The organism is Streptomyces cyaneofuscatus (assembly GCF_042718795.1).
Classification (GTDB): domain Bacteria; phylum Actinomycetota; class Actinomycetes; order Streptomycetales; family Streptomycetaceae; genus Streptomyces; species Streptomyces cyaneofuscatus_A.
Genome location: NZ_JBHXOX010000009.1, coordinates 138,246 through 153,970, shown reverse-complemented (window position 1 = coordinate 153,970; position 15,725 = coordinate 138,246). Strand labels below are relative to the sequence as shown.

The following is a 15,725-nucleotide window of genomic DNA, read 5'->3' as shown; positions in this document are numbered from 1 at the left end:
GCGCATTCGCTGCGCGTTCAGTGGTGCCGAGTGCGTCACCGGGAGCCCCTTGGCCGGTTTCCGGTGCAGCTCAGTGGGGCATCCAACCCGTGGCGTGGGGCAAAGGAGGTCTCGGGGGTGGCGTTGGTGGTGGCACAAGAGGTGCCTGCGTCGTCGAGCATGGCCGTTCCCCATGGCCCTGCGGGCGTGGGGCAGGCACGGCACCGGATGCGTGAGCAGTTGCGCGGCAACGGGGTGTCGGACGCGGTCGTGGACGACGCTGTTCTCATTCTTTCCGAACTGCTCAGCAACGCCTGTCGGCACGGCAGGCCGCTGGGGCGGCACGCCGATGTCGGTGACGGTGACATCCGGGCCGCCTGGCGGGTGGACACGGGCGGCGGCCTGACCGTGGAGGTCACGGACGGCGGCGGGCCCACCCGGCCCGTTCCGGCCACCCCTTCGGTGACGGCACGCGGCGGCCGGGGGCTCAACATCATCAGCGCCCTGGCCCAGGAGTGGGGTGTACGGGACGACTCGTCGGGCGAGGTCACCGTCTGGGCGCACGTCCCCTGCCCGAAGCCGCCCGAGCTCGGCGCGGTCGGCGGACTCACCGGGTTCGAGGGGCTCGACTTCTCCGACGTCCTCGACGACGCGAGCTGAGGCGCCTGCCCGGCCACCGGGAGCGGCCACCGGGAGCGGCCACCCGGAGCGGCGGCCCCGAGCGGCTGCCCGGCGAGGGTGGGCGGCGAGGGCGCCCGGCGGGGGTGAGGCGACGGGCGCGGGTGCCGCGAGGGTGGCACGGGCGGCTAGGCTCGCGCCGAGTCCGCACCGTCACAATCGGGAGAACGCCCACCATGGCCAAGAAGCACCCTCAGACCAAGGCCGGGAAGCAGCAGCTCAAGGACGGTGAGATCCCGGTCGTCGGGGCCCGTGAGCCCTGCCCGTGCGGTTCGGGCCGTCGCTACAAGGCGTGTCACGGACGCGCCGCCGCCCAGGCCGTGACCGAGCTCGTCCACCGCCCGTTCGAGGGACTCGCGGGCGAGTGCGACTGGGTCGCCCTGCGCGAGCTGGTGCCCGCCGCCACGGTCGAGCTGACGCTGAAGGACGGGCTGCCCGAGGGCGTTCCGTCGGTGACGCTGGCGACCGTCCTGCCGATGGCCTGGCCCGCCCTGCGCCGCGACGACGGTTCCGTCCTCCTCGCCCTGCAGAACGACACCTCCTCCGGCGACCTCAGCCGCGACCTCGCGGACACGCTCCAGCGCGCGCTGGAGGTCGAGCCCGGCACCCCGGTCACCGCCCGCCGTGTACCGGCCGACGGGCCGCGCCTGCAGGATCTGCTCGACCCGGACGCCGCGTTCGAGCCGGTCGTCCACACCGGGTTCGAGTTCTGGGTGCCCGACGCGGAGAACGCCACCCCCGAGGTGGCCGCCTCTCTGGAGCGCGCGAACGCCGCCGCGATCCCTACGGTGCTGCTCTCCGGCGCGGATGCCGCGTACTGGTGCGAGACCCCGGACAAGAACCACCTGCGCTGGGTCATGCCGCACCCCGAGGAGCAGCTCCTCGACGCGCTCGCCCGGCTGCACGCCGCCGGCACCTCCTCGCTGGGCGAGGACACCCGGCTGGTCGGCTCGTTCCGGGCGCACGGCCTGGTCGTCCCCGTCTGGGACCTGCCGAGTTCGATGGGGGCCGAGGCGTGCGAGAAGCCGGCCGTCTCGTTCGCCGAGCGGCTGGCCACGGCGCTCGCCTCCGACGCCCCGCTCACCGCCGAGGAGCGCCGGGCCCGTGGGGGGCTCACCAACCGCCAGGTGACCCTCAGCTGACCTTGCCGGGGCCTGCCGGGGCCTGCCGAGGGCTCGCCGAGTCGGTGACTCGCGTCACAACTCACCGTACTCACAAGTAAATCGCCGTCCTCATAGGCGAGATCGAATTTGCGAACGGCAGATCTCTTGTTACCGTTCTAGAAGCCCGGTCGCTGGTGCATCCCCCGTCGCCAGCGATCGGGCGTCTTCGTTTCCGGCCGCGCCCCGCACCGGGCAGCCGCCCGCGCCCCGCCCGCACCCTCAGTCCGATGCGCCCGGCGCACGGTGCGATCCGGCCCTGAGCAGCAGCGGCGCCTCCTCCACCGGCCCCGCGCCCGCGTACTCCGCCACCGCCGCATAGGCGCCGGGACCACCCGCCGACGCGCTCCGCGGGGTCTCGCAGCCGCCCGGCTCGTCGTCGGCCGCCAGGACGCACGTCAGCTCCACGGTCCGCCCGCCCGGCCCCATCAGGGTGAGTACGGCGCGGAGTTCCGTACCGGAGGTGTTGCGGTGGTAAGCGCGCGCCCAGGTTTCGCCGCCCCCGGTCATCACACAGGTCTGCGCCTCGATGCCCTCCGGCGAGACGAGCTCGGGACCGCACCGGACGGCGCCCTCGCGGACCTCTCGGGCCCCGTCACCGGATGAGTCATCAGAAAGCTTTTCTCTATGCATTTCTGATGAACTGTCCGGGGATTTCTCATCGCTTGGTACAGGGGCCGGGGAACCGCCGGGATCCGCGGAAGCAACGATCGGAATCAGACACGCGAACGCGGCGACAACCGTGAGACCGATCATGCGCAGATTCATGGTGGCCCCTTTACCGGCCGCGCGGGCCATCGCGGATACGCGGGTATTCGGGGCGACGATATCGACGTGCGGCACCCGGCCGGGCCGTCCGGCGCCCGTTCACCGCGCATACGGCCCGGCTCACACCCGTACGAGTGAGACGTACGGGTGAGGCGTACGCGCAGGAGACGTACACAGGAAACGTACGCGTGAGACGTACGCGAGTGGGAGCCGGGCCGCCCGCCCCTCAGTACGCCAGCCGGCTGCCCCCGTCCGGGGCGCTGGTGCTCGCCTCCACCAAGGCGTCCAGGACCGCCCCGACATCCGGGAGCCAGGGAGCCGCCGCCCCCGGCGAAGGGGCCCGCTCCCAGCGCACCTGGCCCGCGCCGGTCTCGGACGGGGGCACCACGAGATAGCCGCCCTCCCCGTGGAACCGGAGCGAGCTGGGCACCCAGTCCTTGCTGTACAGCAGCTCACCGAGCCGTTCCAGCGTGTACGGGGCCACCAGCAGCGACCACCGGGTGGGCGTCGCCACGACGGGGCCGAGCCGCATGCCCATGCGGTCGAGGGCGACCAGGGCCTTCGCCCCGGCCAGGGCGGGCAGGCTCACCGCGCAGGGGGCCCGGCCGCCGGTCGCCAGCATCACCGGGGCCGTCGGGCGGTTGGTCCACCACCAGCGCACCATGCGCTCGTCCGTGGTGGCCGCCAGCAGCCCGGGGGCGAAGGGGTGCGCGCCGGGAACGGCGCAGTCGGGGTCGGGGCAGGCGCAGCCGAGGCCACGCACGTCGGGCAGGGCGGCCGGCGCGGTCCCGGCTCCGGGGAGCACGGGCCACTGCCATGCGGTGGCGAAGGTCAGGGCCGCGTCGAGCCGGGCGGCACCCTCCTTGCGCCGGAGCCGGAGCCTGCGTCGCCTTCCGAGGATCTCGCGCATGAGCGCTCGTTCCTTTCCGTTGAACGCCGAGTCCACATGACGCCACGCGGGGTGGGACATCGCGCGAGCGTCTCTTCGCTGTGCGTACGTGCTCATCAGGTTCTGCGGTACGGGGGTACGGACGTGCCTTCGGTACCGAGCGTGAGCCGAGCCGAGCCGAGTGGAACCGATCCGAGTGGAACCGATCTGAGGTGGTGCCGAGCTGCGTGGAGCCGGGGGCGCCCGCCACGGGCGCCTCGTGCCTGCCGGCCGGGTCCGAACCCCGCCGCGTGGGCCGGAGGCGTGACCGTCACTGATCGCGACCGTCACGGGTAAGGACGTCCGGACCCGCTGTCAGGTTCCTGAGCGATCACATCCGCCCGTGAGCGTCTGCCCCGAGCATCGCCGATTACGTACCCAGCCTGCCCGGAATGACGCCGCCCCGGGGATTTCGTCCCTGGGGCACCCCTGGTGGAGCCTTGTTGAACGGCTCCAGTCGATCGTAAATAGCCGCCGGAGGGTGCATTTTTCGGCCAACTTGACTGACACTGGAGAGGAGCGAATCCGGCGAGCCCCCAGGGGACAATGCTGGACATCGGGTTACTTGTGCGTGTACATGTGGATGCACTGATAGTGGCGCAGAATCACATGGGGGTTTGCGATGCTATTCGACGAATCGCACCGGCCGGAAAGCTGGCTGCCATGAGCGCCCCACACCTGCCGAAAGTGGCTGGAATCGATTCAGAAGTTCCGGTTTCAACGCACACTCCCGCTCCTCTGAGAGAGGTTCCGGCAGCACCCGGAGCCTTCATCCAGGACCGGCTCGCGGGCTGGGTCTCGGATCTCACGACCCTGCACGAACTCACCGAGCGGCTGGCCGCCACCGCCACCCTCGATGCCGCCCTGAACGAGCTGCTGCACGCCGGAGCCGCCCTCGTGGGCGCCCCCCGCGGGCTCCTCGTACTGGAGCCGGCGGACACCACGGCCACGCCGTCCACCACCCTCGGACTGGGGCTCAGCCACGCCGATCTCGGGCACATCGAGACGGTGGAGCGCGACGCCACCGCCCTGGGCCGCGTCCTCGACGGGCGGCCCGGCACCGCGGACGGGCTCACCACCCCCGACCTGCTCGGCGACCCGGACCTGGACCCCCGCCACCGCGAGGTCGCCACCCGGCTCGGCTACGCCGCCAGTTACGCCCTGCCCCTCGCCTCCGAGGCGGCCGGACGGCTCGGCGCGGCCCTCTGGCTCTACGACGAGCCCGGGGAGCCCTCGGAGAAGCAGCGCCACCTCGTCGGCCTCTACGCGCGGTACGCCACCGAGCACCTGGCCCGGCTGACCGAGCTGGAACGCGCCCGCGCCGACGTCGCGACCGTCGCCGAGGAGCTGCTGCCCAGCCGGCTGCCCCGCATCCCCGGCGTCCGGTTGGCCGCCCGGCACCGGACCGGCCCCCGAGGCGGCGGCGACTGGTACGACGCGCTGCCGCTGCCCGACCACGCGCTGGGCCTCGCGGTCGGCTCGGTTGGCGGATCGGGGCCGAGCGCGATGGCCGCCATGGGCCGGCTGCGCGCCAGCCTGCGGGCGTACGCCGTGATGGAGGGCGAGGACCCCGTCGCCGTACTCTCCGATCTCGAACTCCTGCTCCGGCTGACCGAGCCCGCGCGGACCGCCACCGCCCTCTTCGCCTACTGCGAGCCCGCCGCCCGCAAGGTCGTGCTCGCCGGGGCCGGGCACACCCCGCCGCTGGTGCTCGGGGACCGGCGCTGCGAGTTCGTCGAGACCACGCTCTCCGCCCCGCTGGGGATGCTCGCCTGCTGGGAGGCGCCGAGCGTGGAGTTCTCCCCCGCGCCGGGAGAAACGGTGCTTCTGTACACGGACGGCCTGCTGCGCCGCACCGGCGACGCGATGGACCGCGCCTTCGCCCGGCTGCACTCCGCCGCCGCCTCCGTACCGAAGACGGGCCGGCACGACCCGGCCGCCGTCGCCGACCACGTCCTGCGCACGATGCTGCCCGACGGACTCGACCGGAGCGACTCCGCCGAGGACGTCGTGATCCTCGCCGCGCACTTCGACTGACCTCCCAGCGGCCTCTCCGGTAACAGGCCTTTCGGCCCTGGGCCCCCTTCCGTACGCCCGTACGATGGGTGATGGTCCAGTGTCGTATCAAGGAGAATCACATCGTGTCTGAGGAGCTCATCCCGGAGACCCCGGAGCAGGAGACCGAAGAGAACGAGGCGGCGGAGCCGATCAAGCAGCGGAAGAACGGCCTGTACCCGGGCGTCTCCGACGAGCTCGCCGAGAACATGAAGTCGGGCTGGGCCGACACCGAGCTGCACGGGCTCGAACCGATCGCCCAGGCCGAGCACACCGCCGCCCGCCGCGCCGCGCTCTCCGCGCGCTTCCCCGGCGAGCGCCTGGTCATCCCCGCGGGCAACCTGAAGACCCGCTCCAACGACACCGAGTACGCCTTCCGCGCCTCCACCGAGTACGCGTACCTCACCGGCGACCAGACCCAGGACGGCGTCCTCGTGCTGGAGCCGACCGGCGACAGCGGCCACCAGGCCACGATCTACCTGCTGCCCCGCTCGAACCGGGAGAACGGCGAGTTCTGGCTGGACGGCCAGGGCGAGCTGTGGGTCGGCCGCCGCCACTCCCTCGCCGAGGCCGAGCAGCGGCTGGGCATCCCCGCGAAGGACGTTCGCGAGATCGCCGCCGCGCTGACCGAGGCCACCGGCCCGGTCCGCAACGTGCGCGGTCACGACGCCGCCATCGAGGCCGCCCTCACCGACAAGGTCACCGCCGAGCGCGACGAGGAACTGCGCGTCCACCTCTCCGAGGCCCGCCTCGTGAAGGACGCCTTCGAGATCGCCGAGCTGCAAAAGGCCTGCGACGCCACCGCGCGCGGCTTCGAGGACGTCGTCAGGAGCCTGGACAAGGCCGAGGCGACCAGCGAGCGCTTCATCGAGGGAACCTTCTTCCTGCGCGCCCGCATCGAGGGCAACGACATCGGCTACGGCTCGATCTGCGCCGCCGGACCGCACGCCACCACCCTGCACTGGGTCCGCAACGACGGCGCCGTCCGCTCCGGCGACCTGCTGCTCCTGGACGCCGGCGTGGAGACCAACGAGCTCTACACCGCCGATGTGACGCGCACCCTGCCGATCAACGGCACGTTCTCGCCGCTCCAGCGCAAGATCTACGACGCGGTGTACGAGGCCCAGGAGGCGGGCATCGCCGCCGTGAAGCCCGGCGCCACCTTCCGCGACTTCCACGACGCCTCGCAGCGCGTGCTCGCCGAGAAGCTCGTGGAGTGGGGCCTGCTCGGCGACCTGTCCGTGGACAAGGTCCTGGAGCTCGGCCTCCAGCGCCGATGGACCCTGCACGGCACCGGTCACATGCTCGGCATGGACGTCCACGACTGCGCCGTCGCGCGCACCGAGGCGTACGTCGACGGCATCCTGGAGCCGGGTGTCTGCCTGACCGTGGAGCCGGGCCTCTACTTCCAGGCCGACGACCTGAGTGTGCCCGAGGAGTACCGGGGCATCGGCATCCGGATCGAGGACGACCTCCTCGTCACCGAGGACGGCAACCGGAACCTCTCCGACCAGTTGCCCCGCCGGGCCGACGAGGTCGAGGCCTGGATGGCTCAGCTGAAGGGCTGACCCACGGCCGTACGTACGGCGTCGGAGGGCGCCGCTCACACCATGAGCAGCGCGCCCTCCCGCCATTTCAGGACCTTGTCGAAGCTGACCACCGCGCCCCGGCCCGGCCGGTTTCCGAAGTGGACGTGGTCGGCGAGCTGCTCGATGAGGTCCAGCCCGCGGCCGCTCTCGGCGACGCACGGGAGGTACGGGGCGAACGTGGGCTGGGCGCCCGCGGGCTCGGCGCCCTGGGTCTTCTCGATGTGCTCCGCGTGTTCGGTGTGCGCGGCTGGGCGAAGCGCGCGGCGGGCGGGGAAGCCCGGCCCCGAGTCGGCGACCTCGATACGGCATGTCTCGCCGTCCAGATAGGCCGTGACCCGGTACTGCCCGGAGTCCGCCGGGGGCCTTTCGGTTCCGCGATCCCCTTGCTCCGCCAGGCCCGACCGGTCGCCGCCGTGTTCGACGGCGTTGGCACAGGCCTCGCTGAGCGCGACCGAGAGGTCGAAGGAGACGTCCGGATCCACCCCCGCGGTTTCCATGGTGCCGAGCAGAAAACGACGGGCGAGCGGAACGCTCGCAGCTTCGCGCCGCAAATGGAGTGACCACCAGATGCTCATGCTCCAGCCTCCTGGCTGCGGCTCGACGTACCGATACGTATTGCCGCACAAGGCACTTCGTAAGCACGGATCGGCCGTGAGAGCCCTCATTCGGCGGATGCGGATACTCCGCGCACCGGTGTATAGCCGCTCCGGGGACCACCCCGGCGGAGGCGGGATGGTCCCCGGGGCAGGGCCCGGAAGCGGCGCGTCCATAGTCCGTACATCCCCCGCCAACAGCCGCAACAAGCACGGTTGGGGACGGAGGCTGATCTTCCGGACCTGCCGTACCGCCGCGGGGTACGCAGTGCGATGATGTTCCGGCCATGTCCACGCCTGTCGCACACGCCGGAGCCGGTCTGCGGCTCATGAGGGCCGCGGTGTTCACCGCGGTCTGCGTCGTGCTGTCCGCGGCGGGGCACGCGTTCGCCGCCGGGGCACCCGTCCCGGCGTGGACCCTGCTCGCCGGATTCCTCGGCGTCCTCGCCGTGGCCTCGGCCCTCGCCGGACGGGAACGCTCCCTGCCGTCGATCGCCGGTGCGCTGGCGGGCGGCCAGATCGCCCTGCACGTCCTCTTCGCGTACGGCAGCCACGGCAGCGCGCAGGCCGTCGCCGCCGCCGCGCCCCGGGGCAGCGGCGAGAACCCGCTGATCCGGTTCGCCGCCGGGCTGGTGTGCGGTGGAGGGCCGGGGCAGATCGACGCCGCCGACGCCCACCGCATCGTCACCACGGCGGGCATAGACCCCTCCACGGTCGCGGGCCACGGCCACCTCGCGTCGGGTGCCACCGCGGCGGCCGCGGACGGCGGACCGGGTGCAGTGTCGGCGTACGCCTCGGTGGCCGCGCTGCTGCCGGGCCTGCCGATGTTCCTGGCCCACCTGCTGGCCGCGCTCGCCGCCGGCTGGCTGCTGCGGCGCGGCGAGGCCGCCCTCTTCCGGCTGGCCCGGCTCTCCGCGTACGGCGCCCAGGCGCTGGCGGCCGGCGCCCGGCTGCGCTCCCTGCGCGCGGCGCTCGCGCTCGTACGCGCCCTGCGCGCCGGAGCGCGTGAACAGCTCGTAAGCGGCCCGCGCGCCCTGCGTACGGACGACGAGCCGGCACCCGCCACCGGGGACCCTCTGCACCACCTGGTGATCAGGCGTGGGCCTCCGGCCCCGTACGCCCTCGCAGCCTGACGCGACACCTGCGCCCACCGCCCGCCGTACCCGAGCACCGACCGTCCGCACCGGACGGCCCCTCAGGGACGGCTCGCGCGGGCATGGCCGGACTCCTCGACGGACCGGACGAGGTGTCGTGTGTCGTGCCGCCGTCGCACACCCGCGCGCCGGACCGCCGTGTTCCTCTTCCGATGTATTCCTCTTCCTCCGTGGAGTGTTCCTGCCATGAGCGCCACCAACGTCTCCCGCATCGCCATCGCCGCCGGCGTCGCCGCGTCCACCGTCCTGCTGCTCGCCGGTCCCGCCGCCGCGCACGTCAGCGTCCAGCCGCAGGGCGAGGCCGCCAAGGGCGGTTACGCCACCCTGAACTTCAAGGTCCCCAACGAGCGGGACCAGGCCTCCACGGTCAAGCTCGAAGTGAACTTCCCGGCCGACCACCCGCTCTCCTCCGTCACCCCCGAGGCCGTGCCGGGCTGGAAGATCGCGATCACCAAGGGCAAGCTCGACAAGCCCCTGGAGGTGCACGGCCGGAAGATCACCGAGGCCGTCACCAAGGTGACCTGGACCGCCGACGGTTCCAAGATCGCGCCCGGCTACTTCCAGCAGTTCCCGGTCTCCGTGGGGCAGCTTCCCGAAGACGCCGACCAGCTCGTCTTCAAGGCCATCCAGACGTACGACAACAAGGAAGTCGTCCGCTGGATCGAGGAGCCCAAGGGCGGCGAGGAGCCCGACAGCCCCGCCCCGGTCCTGAAGCTGACCGCCGCCACCGAGGACCACCACGGCGGCGCGGCCGGCGACGACGACCCCAAGGCCGGCCACCAGGCCGATGACCAGGCGGCGTCGGCGGAGGGCGACACGAAGGAGACGCACGCCGCGTCCTCCTCCTCCAGCGACACCACGGCCCGCACCCTGGGCATCATCGGCATCCTCATCGGCATCGCGGGCGTCGCGTTCGGCGTGCTCGCCGGCCGCCGCCGCACGGCCTGATCCACCGGGCCGGGCCGTACGGCGTACGCGTACGGCCCGGCCTGCCCGGGTCCGGCCGTCGTCGTACGGCCCGACCCGCCCGGTCCGGCCGTCCCGTACGGCCGGCCCGCCGGTTCCACCACCCGCACCACACTCAGGACACCCCTTCATGCGCAACAGAAAAGCAGTGACGGCCCTGGCGTTCGCCGCCGCGGCCGCACTGACCCTCTCGGCCTGCGGCAGCAGCGGTGACAAGGCCGGCTCCTCGTCGATCGCCGATGTCGAGGCCTCGCCGAAGACCCAGGCCGCGACCGTGCTCGACCGGCCGTTCACCAAGCCGAACCTCGTCCTCACCGACACGAACGGCAAGGAGTACGACTTCCGCGAGGTGACCAAGGGCAAGCCGACGCTCATCTACTTCGGCTACACCCACTGCCCGGACGTCTGCCCGCTGACCATGAGCAACATCTCCATCGCCAAGCGGGACCTGCCCAAGGCCGACCAGGACAAGCTCCAGGTCGTCTTCGTCACCACCGACCCCGAGCGCGACACCCCCGCCTCGCTCGGCAAGTGGCTCAAGGCCCAGGACCCCACCTTCACCGGCCTCACCGGCGACTTCCCCACCATCCAGGCGGGCGCGCGCCAGATCGGCATCGGTATCGAGCCGGCCACGAAGGACAAGAACGGCAAGCCCGTCTCGATGCACGGGGCGCAGGTCGTCGCCTTCTCCCCGAAGACGGACGGCGGATACGTGCTGTACGGCGAGGACACCACCGCCGAGGAGTACGCGAAGGACCTCCCTAAGCTGATCAAGGGGGAGAACCCGTGACCCGCCGTACGGCCCTCGCCGGCGTCCTCGCCCTCACCACGGGGCTGGCTCTGGCGGGGTGCTCCACCGGGAGCGACGAGCCCGAGCTGAAGGTCGTCGGCGCGTATCTGCCGCAGCCCGTCAGCGACATGGCCGCCGGCTTCCTCGTCGTACGGAACAGCGGGGGCGCCGCCGACCGGCTCACCTCGGTGACCAGCCCGCTCTCCGACGACGTCACGATCCACGAGACGAAGAACCAGCAGATGCGCGAGGTCGCGTCGTTCGAGGTGCCGGCGGGCGGTGAGCTCGACCTCGAACGCGGCGGCAACCACATCATGTTCATGGATCTCAAGAAGAAGCCCAAGCAGGGCGAGAAGGTCTCCGTCGAGCTGCACTTCGAGAAGGCCGGCCCCATCACGGTCGACCTGCCGGTGAAGGAAACCACCCACAACCCGAAGAAGCAGTGAGGGTCCGACCGTGATGACTGCCACCGCCCCGCGCCCCGGAGCGTCCCCGATACGGCGGCCGTTCACCGCCGCCGCGCTCGTCGCCGCCCTCGTCAGCCTGGTGTTCGGGCTGATCCTGGCCGGCGCCGGGCCGGCGTCCGCGCACGCCGCCCTCACCGGGAGCGACCCTCAGGACGGGGCGGTGGTGGCCACCGCGCCCGAGGAGGTCACCCTCACCTTCTCCGAGGCGATCGCCGTCGGCGACGGGTCGATCCGGGTCCTGGACCCCAGCAGCAAGCGCGCCGACACGGGCGTCGAGCCGAAGGACCGCTCCGACGGCTCCACCGTCCGGTACGGCGTCGAGCTGCTCCCCGGCCTGCCCGACGGCACCTACACGGTGGCCTGGCAGGCGATCTCCGCCGACAGCCACCCCATCTCCGGCGCCTTCACCTTCTCCATCGGCGCCCCCTCCGAGACCACCGTGGCCCTGCCCTCCGAGGAGGTCGGCGGCGGCCCGGTCGGCGTGGTCTACGGCATCGCGCGGTACGTCGCGTACGCCGGGTTCACCCTGCTCGTGGGCGGCGCGGCCTTCGTCCTGGGCTGCTGGCCCCGCGGCGCGTCCGTCCGGCCGATGCAGCGGCTCGTGGTGCGCGGCTGGGTCACGCTGACCGCGGCGACCCTGGTCATGCTGCTGCTCCGCAACCCGTACACCGGCAGCGGCAAGTTCGCCGACGCCTTCGACCTGGACGGGCTCCAGGCGGTCCTGGACACCAAGCCGGGCGCCGCCCTCGTCTCGCGGCTGCTGCTGCTCGGGGCGGCCGCGCTGTTCATCGCCGTCCTGTTCGGCACGTACGCCCGGCGCGAGGACGCCGTCGAGAAGAAGGACCTCACCTTCGGCCTGGCGGTCGGCGGCGGGGTCGTCGCGGCGGGCATCGCCGCCACCTGGGCCATGTCCGAGCACGCCTCGACCGGCATCCAGGCGGGGATCGCCATGCCGGTGGACGTGTTGCACCTGCTGGCCGTCGCCGCCTGGCTCGGCGGGCTGGTCTCGCTGCTGGTGGCGCTGTACCGGACGCCGGACATCGGGAGCGATGCCGTACGGCGGTTCTCCCGGGTCGCGTTCGGCAGCGTCCTCGTCCTCGCGGCGACCGGGATCTACCAGTCGTGGCGGCAGGTCGGCTCCTGGTCGGCGCTGACCGGGACGCGGTACGGGCAGCTCCTGATCCTCAAGGTCGCGCTGATCGTGGTCCTGCTCGCCGTGGCGTGGTTCTCGCGACGGTGGACGGGGCGGCTGACGGACGCCGCGCCTGGCGAGGCCGCTGAGGAGGCGCCCGATCCGGTGGCGGCCCCGGACGACATCGATCCCGAGCGCGCCGCCCAGCTCGCCCGTCAGCAGGCCGTCCTGACCGCCACGAAGAAGAAGCGGACACGGGACGCCGACCCGGATCGTTCCGGGCTGCGCCGATCGGTCCTGGCCGAGGCGGCGATCGCCGTGGTCCTGCTGGCCGTCACCACCGTGCTGACGTCGACCGAGCCGGGCCGTACGGAGGTGGAGGCCCAGGGCGCCTCCACCGCTCCCTCCGCACCGGCGGCGGGGCCCGTCAACCTGAGCATGCCCTTCGACACCGGCGGCCGGAACGGCAAGGGGACCGTCCGGATCGACATCGACCCCGGGCGCACCGGCTCCAACGAGCTGCACGTGTGGATCGACGGCAGCGACGGCAAGCCGATGGACGTCCCGGAGCTGAAGGTGGCCCTCACCCTGGAGGCGCAGGAGATCGGCCCGCTGCCGGTCGTGCCGGACCGGCTCGCCGAGGGGCACTGGTCAGCGAGCGGCGTCCAGATCCCGATGGCGGGGGAGTGGAAGGTCGACGTGACGGTACGGACCTCCGACATCGACCAGGTCACCATCGACAAGAACGTGAAGATCGGCTGAGGTACGTGAGCACCACCAGGAAGCAGGACCAGGACCCGAGCCAGGACCGGAACCAGGACTGGAACCAGGGCCAGGACCGGAACCAGAGCCAGGACTCCGCGCCGGCCTCCGCGCCCGCCGGGGTCTCGCGGCGGCGGCTGCTGGGCGGCGTGGGCGCGGCGGGTGCCGCCGGGCTGGTGCTGGGCGCGGGCGGCGGGGCCGCCGGGTACGCCGCGACCCGCTCCGATCCGCCGACCGCACTGAGCGCCGTCGGCTCCACCGAGGCGATGTTTCACGGGAAACATCAACCGGGGATCACCACTCCGCTTCAAGCCCGGGGCCATCTCGTCGCCTTCGACCTGGTGGCGGGCGCGGGCCGTAAGGAGGCCGTGGCGCTGATGCGGCGCTGGTCGGCGGTGGCGAGGGAGCTGATGGCGGGCCGCCCGGCGGCGGGCGCGGCGGACGGGCCCGGCCATGACACCGGCATCGCGCTGGACGCGGGGCCCTCGTCCCTCACGGTCACCTTCGGCTTCGGCCGTACGTTCTTCGCGCTTACGGGCCTCACCTCGCGGCTGCCCGCCGGGCTCGATCCACTGCCCGCGTTCTCCTCCGACCAGCTCGACGCCAGGCGGTCCGACGGCGACCTCTGGGTGCAGATCGGTGCCGACGACGCCCTGGTCGCCTTCCACGCCCTGCGGGCCGTACAGAAGGAGGGCGCGGGAACAGTAAAGGTGCGGTGGCAGATGAACGGCTTCAACCGCACCCCTGGGGCCACGGCCCGGCCGATGACCGCCCGCAACCTGATGGGCCAGATCGACGGGACCGGCAATCCGAAGCCGGCCGACGAGGACTTCGGGCGGCGGGTGTTCGTGCCGGCCTCCCCCGGCACCCCGCACGAGTGGCTGGAGGGCGGTTCGTACGCTGTCGTCCGCCGGATCAGGATGCTGCTGGACGACTGGGAGAAGCTCCCGGTGGACCACCAGGAGCGGGTCATCGGGCGGCGCAAGGCGGACGGGGCCCCGCTGAGCGGCGGGAGCGAGACCACGGAGCTGGACCTCGACAAGGCGGGCCCGGACGGCCGGCTCCTGATCCCCGACAACGCCCACGCCCGGATCTCCTCCCCCGAGAAGAACGGCGGGGCCGCCATGCTGCGGCGGCCGTTCTCGTACCACGACGGGATCGCGGAGGACGGCACCCCGGACGCCGGGCTGCTCTTCGTCTGCTGGCAGGCGGACCCGTTCAAGGGGTTCGTGCCCGTGCAGCGCAAGCTCGACCGGGGTGACGCGCTGTCACCGTTCGTCCGGCACGAGGCGAGCGGGCTGTTCGCGGTGCCGGGCGGGGCGGCGGAGGGCGAGTACGTGGGACAGCGGCTGCTGGAGTCGTGAGGCGGGGACCTCATGGAGACCGGGGCGCCTCATGAGCGGCGCCGGGTCCCGCCGGATTCCCCGGCCCCGACCCGCGCCGGCCCCGGCCGGATTCCTCGGCCCTGACCGGATTCTGAGACGGCGAGGCCCCCGCCGTACGGCGCAATAGGGTGAGCGTATGTCAGCCACGCGCTACGCCTATCTCGGTCCCGAAGGCACCTTCACCGAGGTCGCCCTCCGCACGCTCCCGGAAGCCGCCACCCGCGAGCTCGTCCCGATGGTCTCCGTCCCGGCGGCCCTGGACGCCGTACGCAGCGGGGAGGCGGCGGCGGCTCTCGTGCCGATCGAGAACTCCGTCGAGGGCGGCATCACGGCCACGCTCGACGAGCTGACCAGCGGCGAGCCGCTGATGATCTACCGCGAGGTGCTGCTCTCCATCACCTTCGCGCTGCTCGTGCGGCCGGGCACCAAGCTGTCGGACATCAAGACGGTCACCGCGCACCCGGCCGCCCAGCCGCAGGTGCGCAACTGGATGGCGGCCCACCTCCCGCAGGCCGCGTGGGAGTCGGCGGCGTCCAACGCGGACGGCGCCCGGCTGGTCCAGGAGGGGCGCTACGACGCCGCGTTCGCCGGTGAGTTCGCCGCCGCCACCTACGGGCTCGAACCGCTGGTCACGGAGATCCATGACGCGGTGAACGCCCAGACCCGCTTCGTCCTGGTGGGCCGCCCGGCCCGGCCGTCCGCCCCGACGGGGGCCGACAAGACGTCCGTGGTGATCTGGCTGGGCGACGACCACCCCGGTGCGCTGCTGGAACTGCTCCAGGAGTTCGCGGTGCGCGGCGTCAACCTGATGCTGATCCAGTCGCGCCCGACCGGCGAGGGGATCGGCAACTACTGCTTCGCCGTGGACGCCGAGGGGCACATCGCGGACCGGCGGGTGGGGGAGGCCCTGATGGGGCTGAAGCGGATCTGCCCGAAGGTGCGGTTCCTCGGTTCGTACCCGCGGGCGGGCGTATCCGCCGATGAGGTCCGGCCGCTGCGGGCGGGCACCTCGGACAGGGCCTTCACCGAGGCCTCCGACTGGCTGGCGCGCAGCCAGGACGGGCGGATCTGACAGCGGGTCCGACGCCAGGTCCGACGGCGGATCTGACAGCGGTTCTGACGGCGGTCGGTGGCGACTCATACCGGAGCGGATTTCTCCGCTCCGGGACTCTCCGTGCGCTGCGCTGTGGTCCTACCTACAGATAGTCATCCATCCACAGAGTTATCCACAGGCTGGCTTCTCGACCTGGGGACAAGTCGACACCACAATGCGACATCATCGACAAATCAACGCAGTGGGTCCGGATGCATCCACAGAG

Annotated in this window: 14 protein-coding genes; 11 read left to right on the top strand and 3 right to left on the bottom strand. The window is 72.3% G+C overall.

Going from position 1 to position 15,725, the window contains the following annotated elements:
• Positions 1-30: 30 nt before the first annotated feature.
• Together ACFWRT_RS12425 and ACFWRT_RS12420 are read left to right on the top strand one after the other, a co-directional pair.
• The gene (locus ACFWRT_RS12425) at positions 31-639 is read left to right on the top strand and encodes an ATP-binding protein (RefSeq protein ID WP_380951802.1); all 609 of its coding nucleotides are present in this window, start codon (positions 31-33) and stop codon (positions 637-639) included.
• 194 nt (positions 640-833) lie between these two features.
• Positions 834-1,799: a DUF5926 family protein gene (locus ACFWRT_RS12420; RefSeq protein WP_380951715.1), complete on the top strand. Its 966-nt coding sequence runs from the start codon at positions 834-836 to the stop codon at positions 1,797-1,799.
• 240 nt (positions 1,800-2,039) lie between these two features.
• Here ACFWRT_RS12420 and ACFWRT_RS12415 read toward each other — a convergent pair whose 3' ends face one another.
• Entirely contained in the window at positions 2,040-2,450 is a 411-nt protein-coding gene (locus ACFWRT_RS12415; protein WP_380951714.1) for a hypothetical protein, read from the bottom strand.
• A gap of 361 nt (positions 2,451-2,811) precedes the next feature.
• On the bottom strand, positions 2,812-3,495 hold the full coding sequence (locus tag ACFWRT_RS12410; RefSeq protein WP_380951713.1) for a bifunctional DNA primase/polymerase: 684 nt from the start codon (positions 3,493-3,495) through the stop codon (positions 2,812-2,814).
• 564 nt (positions 3,496-4,059) lie between these two features.
• Between ACFWRT_RS12410 and ACFWRT_RS12405 the strand changes: the two genes are divergently transcribed.
• Both ACFWRT_RS12405 and ACFWRT_RS12400 read left to right on the top strand, forming a co-directional pair.
• Entirely contained in the window at positions 4,060-5,550 is a 1,491-nt protein-coding gene (locus tag ACFWRT_RS12405) for a PP2C family protein-serine/threonine phosphatase (RefSeq protein WP_380951712.1), read from the top strand.
• Between the two features lie 104 nt (positions 5,551-5,654).
• On the top strand, positions 5,655-7,136 hold the full coding sequence (locus tag ACFWRT_RS12400) for an aminopeptidase P family protein (RefSeq protein WP_380951711.1): 1,482 nt from the start codon (positions 5,655-5,657) through the stop codon (positions 7,134-7,136).
• Positions 7,137-7,171: 35 nt separating this feature from the next.
• Here ACFWRT_RS12400 and ACFWRT_RS12395 read toward each other — a convergent pair whose 3' ends face one another.
• On the bottom strand, positions 7,172-7,732 hold the full coding sequence (locus ACFWRT_RS12395; protein WP_380951710.1) for an ATP-binding protein: 561 nt from the start codon (positions 7,730-7,732) through the stop codon (positions 7,172-7,174).
• A gap of 305 nt (positions 7,733-8,037) precedes the next feature.
• On the opposite strand from ACFWRT_RS12395, the gene ACFWRT_RS12390 reads away from it, so the two are divergent.
• From ACFWRT_RS12390 to pheA, 7 genes are all read left to right on the top strand, one after another.
• Entirely contained in the window at positions 8,038-8,883 is an 846-nt protein-coding gene (locus tag ACFWRT_RS12390; protein ID WP_380951709.1) for a hypothetical protein, read from the top strand.
• A 207-nt stretch (positions 8,884-9,090) separates the two neighbouring features.
• Positions 9,091-9,852 carry a YcnI family copper-binding membrane protein gene (locus tag ACFWRT_RS12385; protein WP_380951708.1) on the top strand — a complete coding sequence of 254 codons (762 nt, stop codon included), beginning with the start codon at positions 9,091-9,093 and terminating at the stop codon, positions 9,850-9,852.
• A gap of 148 nt (positions 9,853-10,000) precedes the next feature.
• Positions 10,001-10,660, top strand: coding sequence for an SCO family protein (locus ACFWRT_RS12380; protein ID WP_326704728.1), 660 nt, complete (start codon positions 10,001-10,003; stop codon positions 10,658-10,660).
• Positions 10,657-11,106, top strand: a complete 450-nt coding sequence (locus ACFWRT_RS12375) for a copper chaperone PCu(A)C (protein WP_380951707.1) — start codon at positions 10,657-10,659, stop codon at positions 11,104-11,106. Before ACFWRT_RS12380 ends, ACFWRT_RS12375 begins: the two co-directional genes overlap by 4 nt.
• Positions 11,107-11,119: 13 nt before the next feature.
• Positions 11,120-13,021, top strand: coding sequence for a copper resistance CopC/CopD family protein (locus ACFWRT_RS12370; RefSeq protein ID WP_380951706.1), 1,902 nt, complete (start codon positions 11,120-11,122; stop codon positions 13,019-13,021).
• Between the two features lie 137 nt (positions 13,022-13,158).
• Positions 13,159-14,385, top strand: a complete 1,227-nt coding sequence (gene efeB / locus ACFWRT_RS12365) for an iron uptake transporter deferrochelatase/peroxidase subunit (protein ID WP_380951801.1) — start codon at positions 13,159-13,161, stop codon at positions 14,383-14,385.
• A gap of 157 nt (positions 14,386-14,542) precedes the next feature.
• Entirely contained in the window at positions 14,543-15,478 is a 936-nt protein-coding gene (gene pheA, locus ACFWRT_RS12360; RefSeq protein WP_380951705.1) for a prephenate dehydratase, read from the top strand.
• The last annotated feature ends 247 nt before the right edge of the window (positions 15,479-15,725 follow it).

Bases quoted from the DNA above. Each gene is read 5' to 3' on its own strand.
- ACFWRT_RS12415 (WP_380951714.1), bottom strand. From the start codon at position 2,450: ATGCATAGAGAAAAGCTTTCTGATGACTCATCCGGTGACGGGGCCCGA.
- ACFWRT_RS12380 (WP_326704728.1), top strand. From the start codon at position 10,001: ATGCGCAACAGAAAAGCAGTGACGGCCCTGGCGTTCGCCGCCGCGGCC.
- ACFWRT_RS12385 (WP_380951708.1), top strand. From the start codon at position 9,091: ATGAGCGCCACCAACGTCTCCCGCATCGCCATCGCCGCCGGCGTCGCC.
- pheA (WP_380951705.1), top strand. From the start codon at position 14,543: ATGTCAGCCACGCGCTACGCCTATCTCGGTCCCGAAGGCACCTTCACC.
- ACFWRT_RS12395 (WP_380951710.1), bottom strand. From the start codon at position 7,732: ATGAGCATCTGGTGGTCACTCCATTTGCGGCGCGAAGCTGCGAGCGTT.
- ACFWRT_RS12420 (WP_380951715.1), top strand. From the start codon at position 834: ATGGCCAAGAAGCACCCTCAGACCAAGGCCGGGAAGCAGCAGCTCAAG.
- ACFWRT_RS12390 (WP_380951709.1), top strand. From the start codon at position 8,038: ATGTCCACGCCTGTCGCACACGCCGGAGCCGGTCTGCGGCTCATGAGG.
- ACFWRT_RS12405 (WP_380951712.1), top strand. From the start codon at position 4,060: ATGCTGGACATCGGGTTACTTGTGCGTGTACATGTGGATGCACTGATA.
- ACFWRT_RS12410 (WP_380951713.1), bottom strand. From the start codon at position 3,495: ATGCGCGAGATCCTCGGAAGGCGACGCAGGCTCCGGCTCCGGCGCAAG.
- ACFWRT_RS12370 (WP_380951706.1), top strand. From the start codon at position 11,120: ATGACTGCCACCGCCCCGCGCCCCGGAGCGTCCCCGATACGGCGGCCG.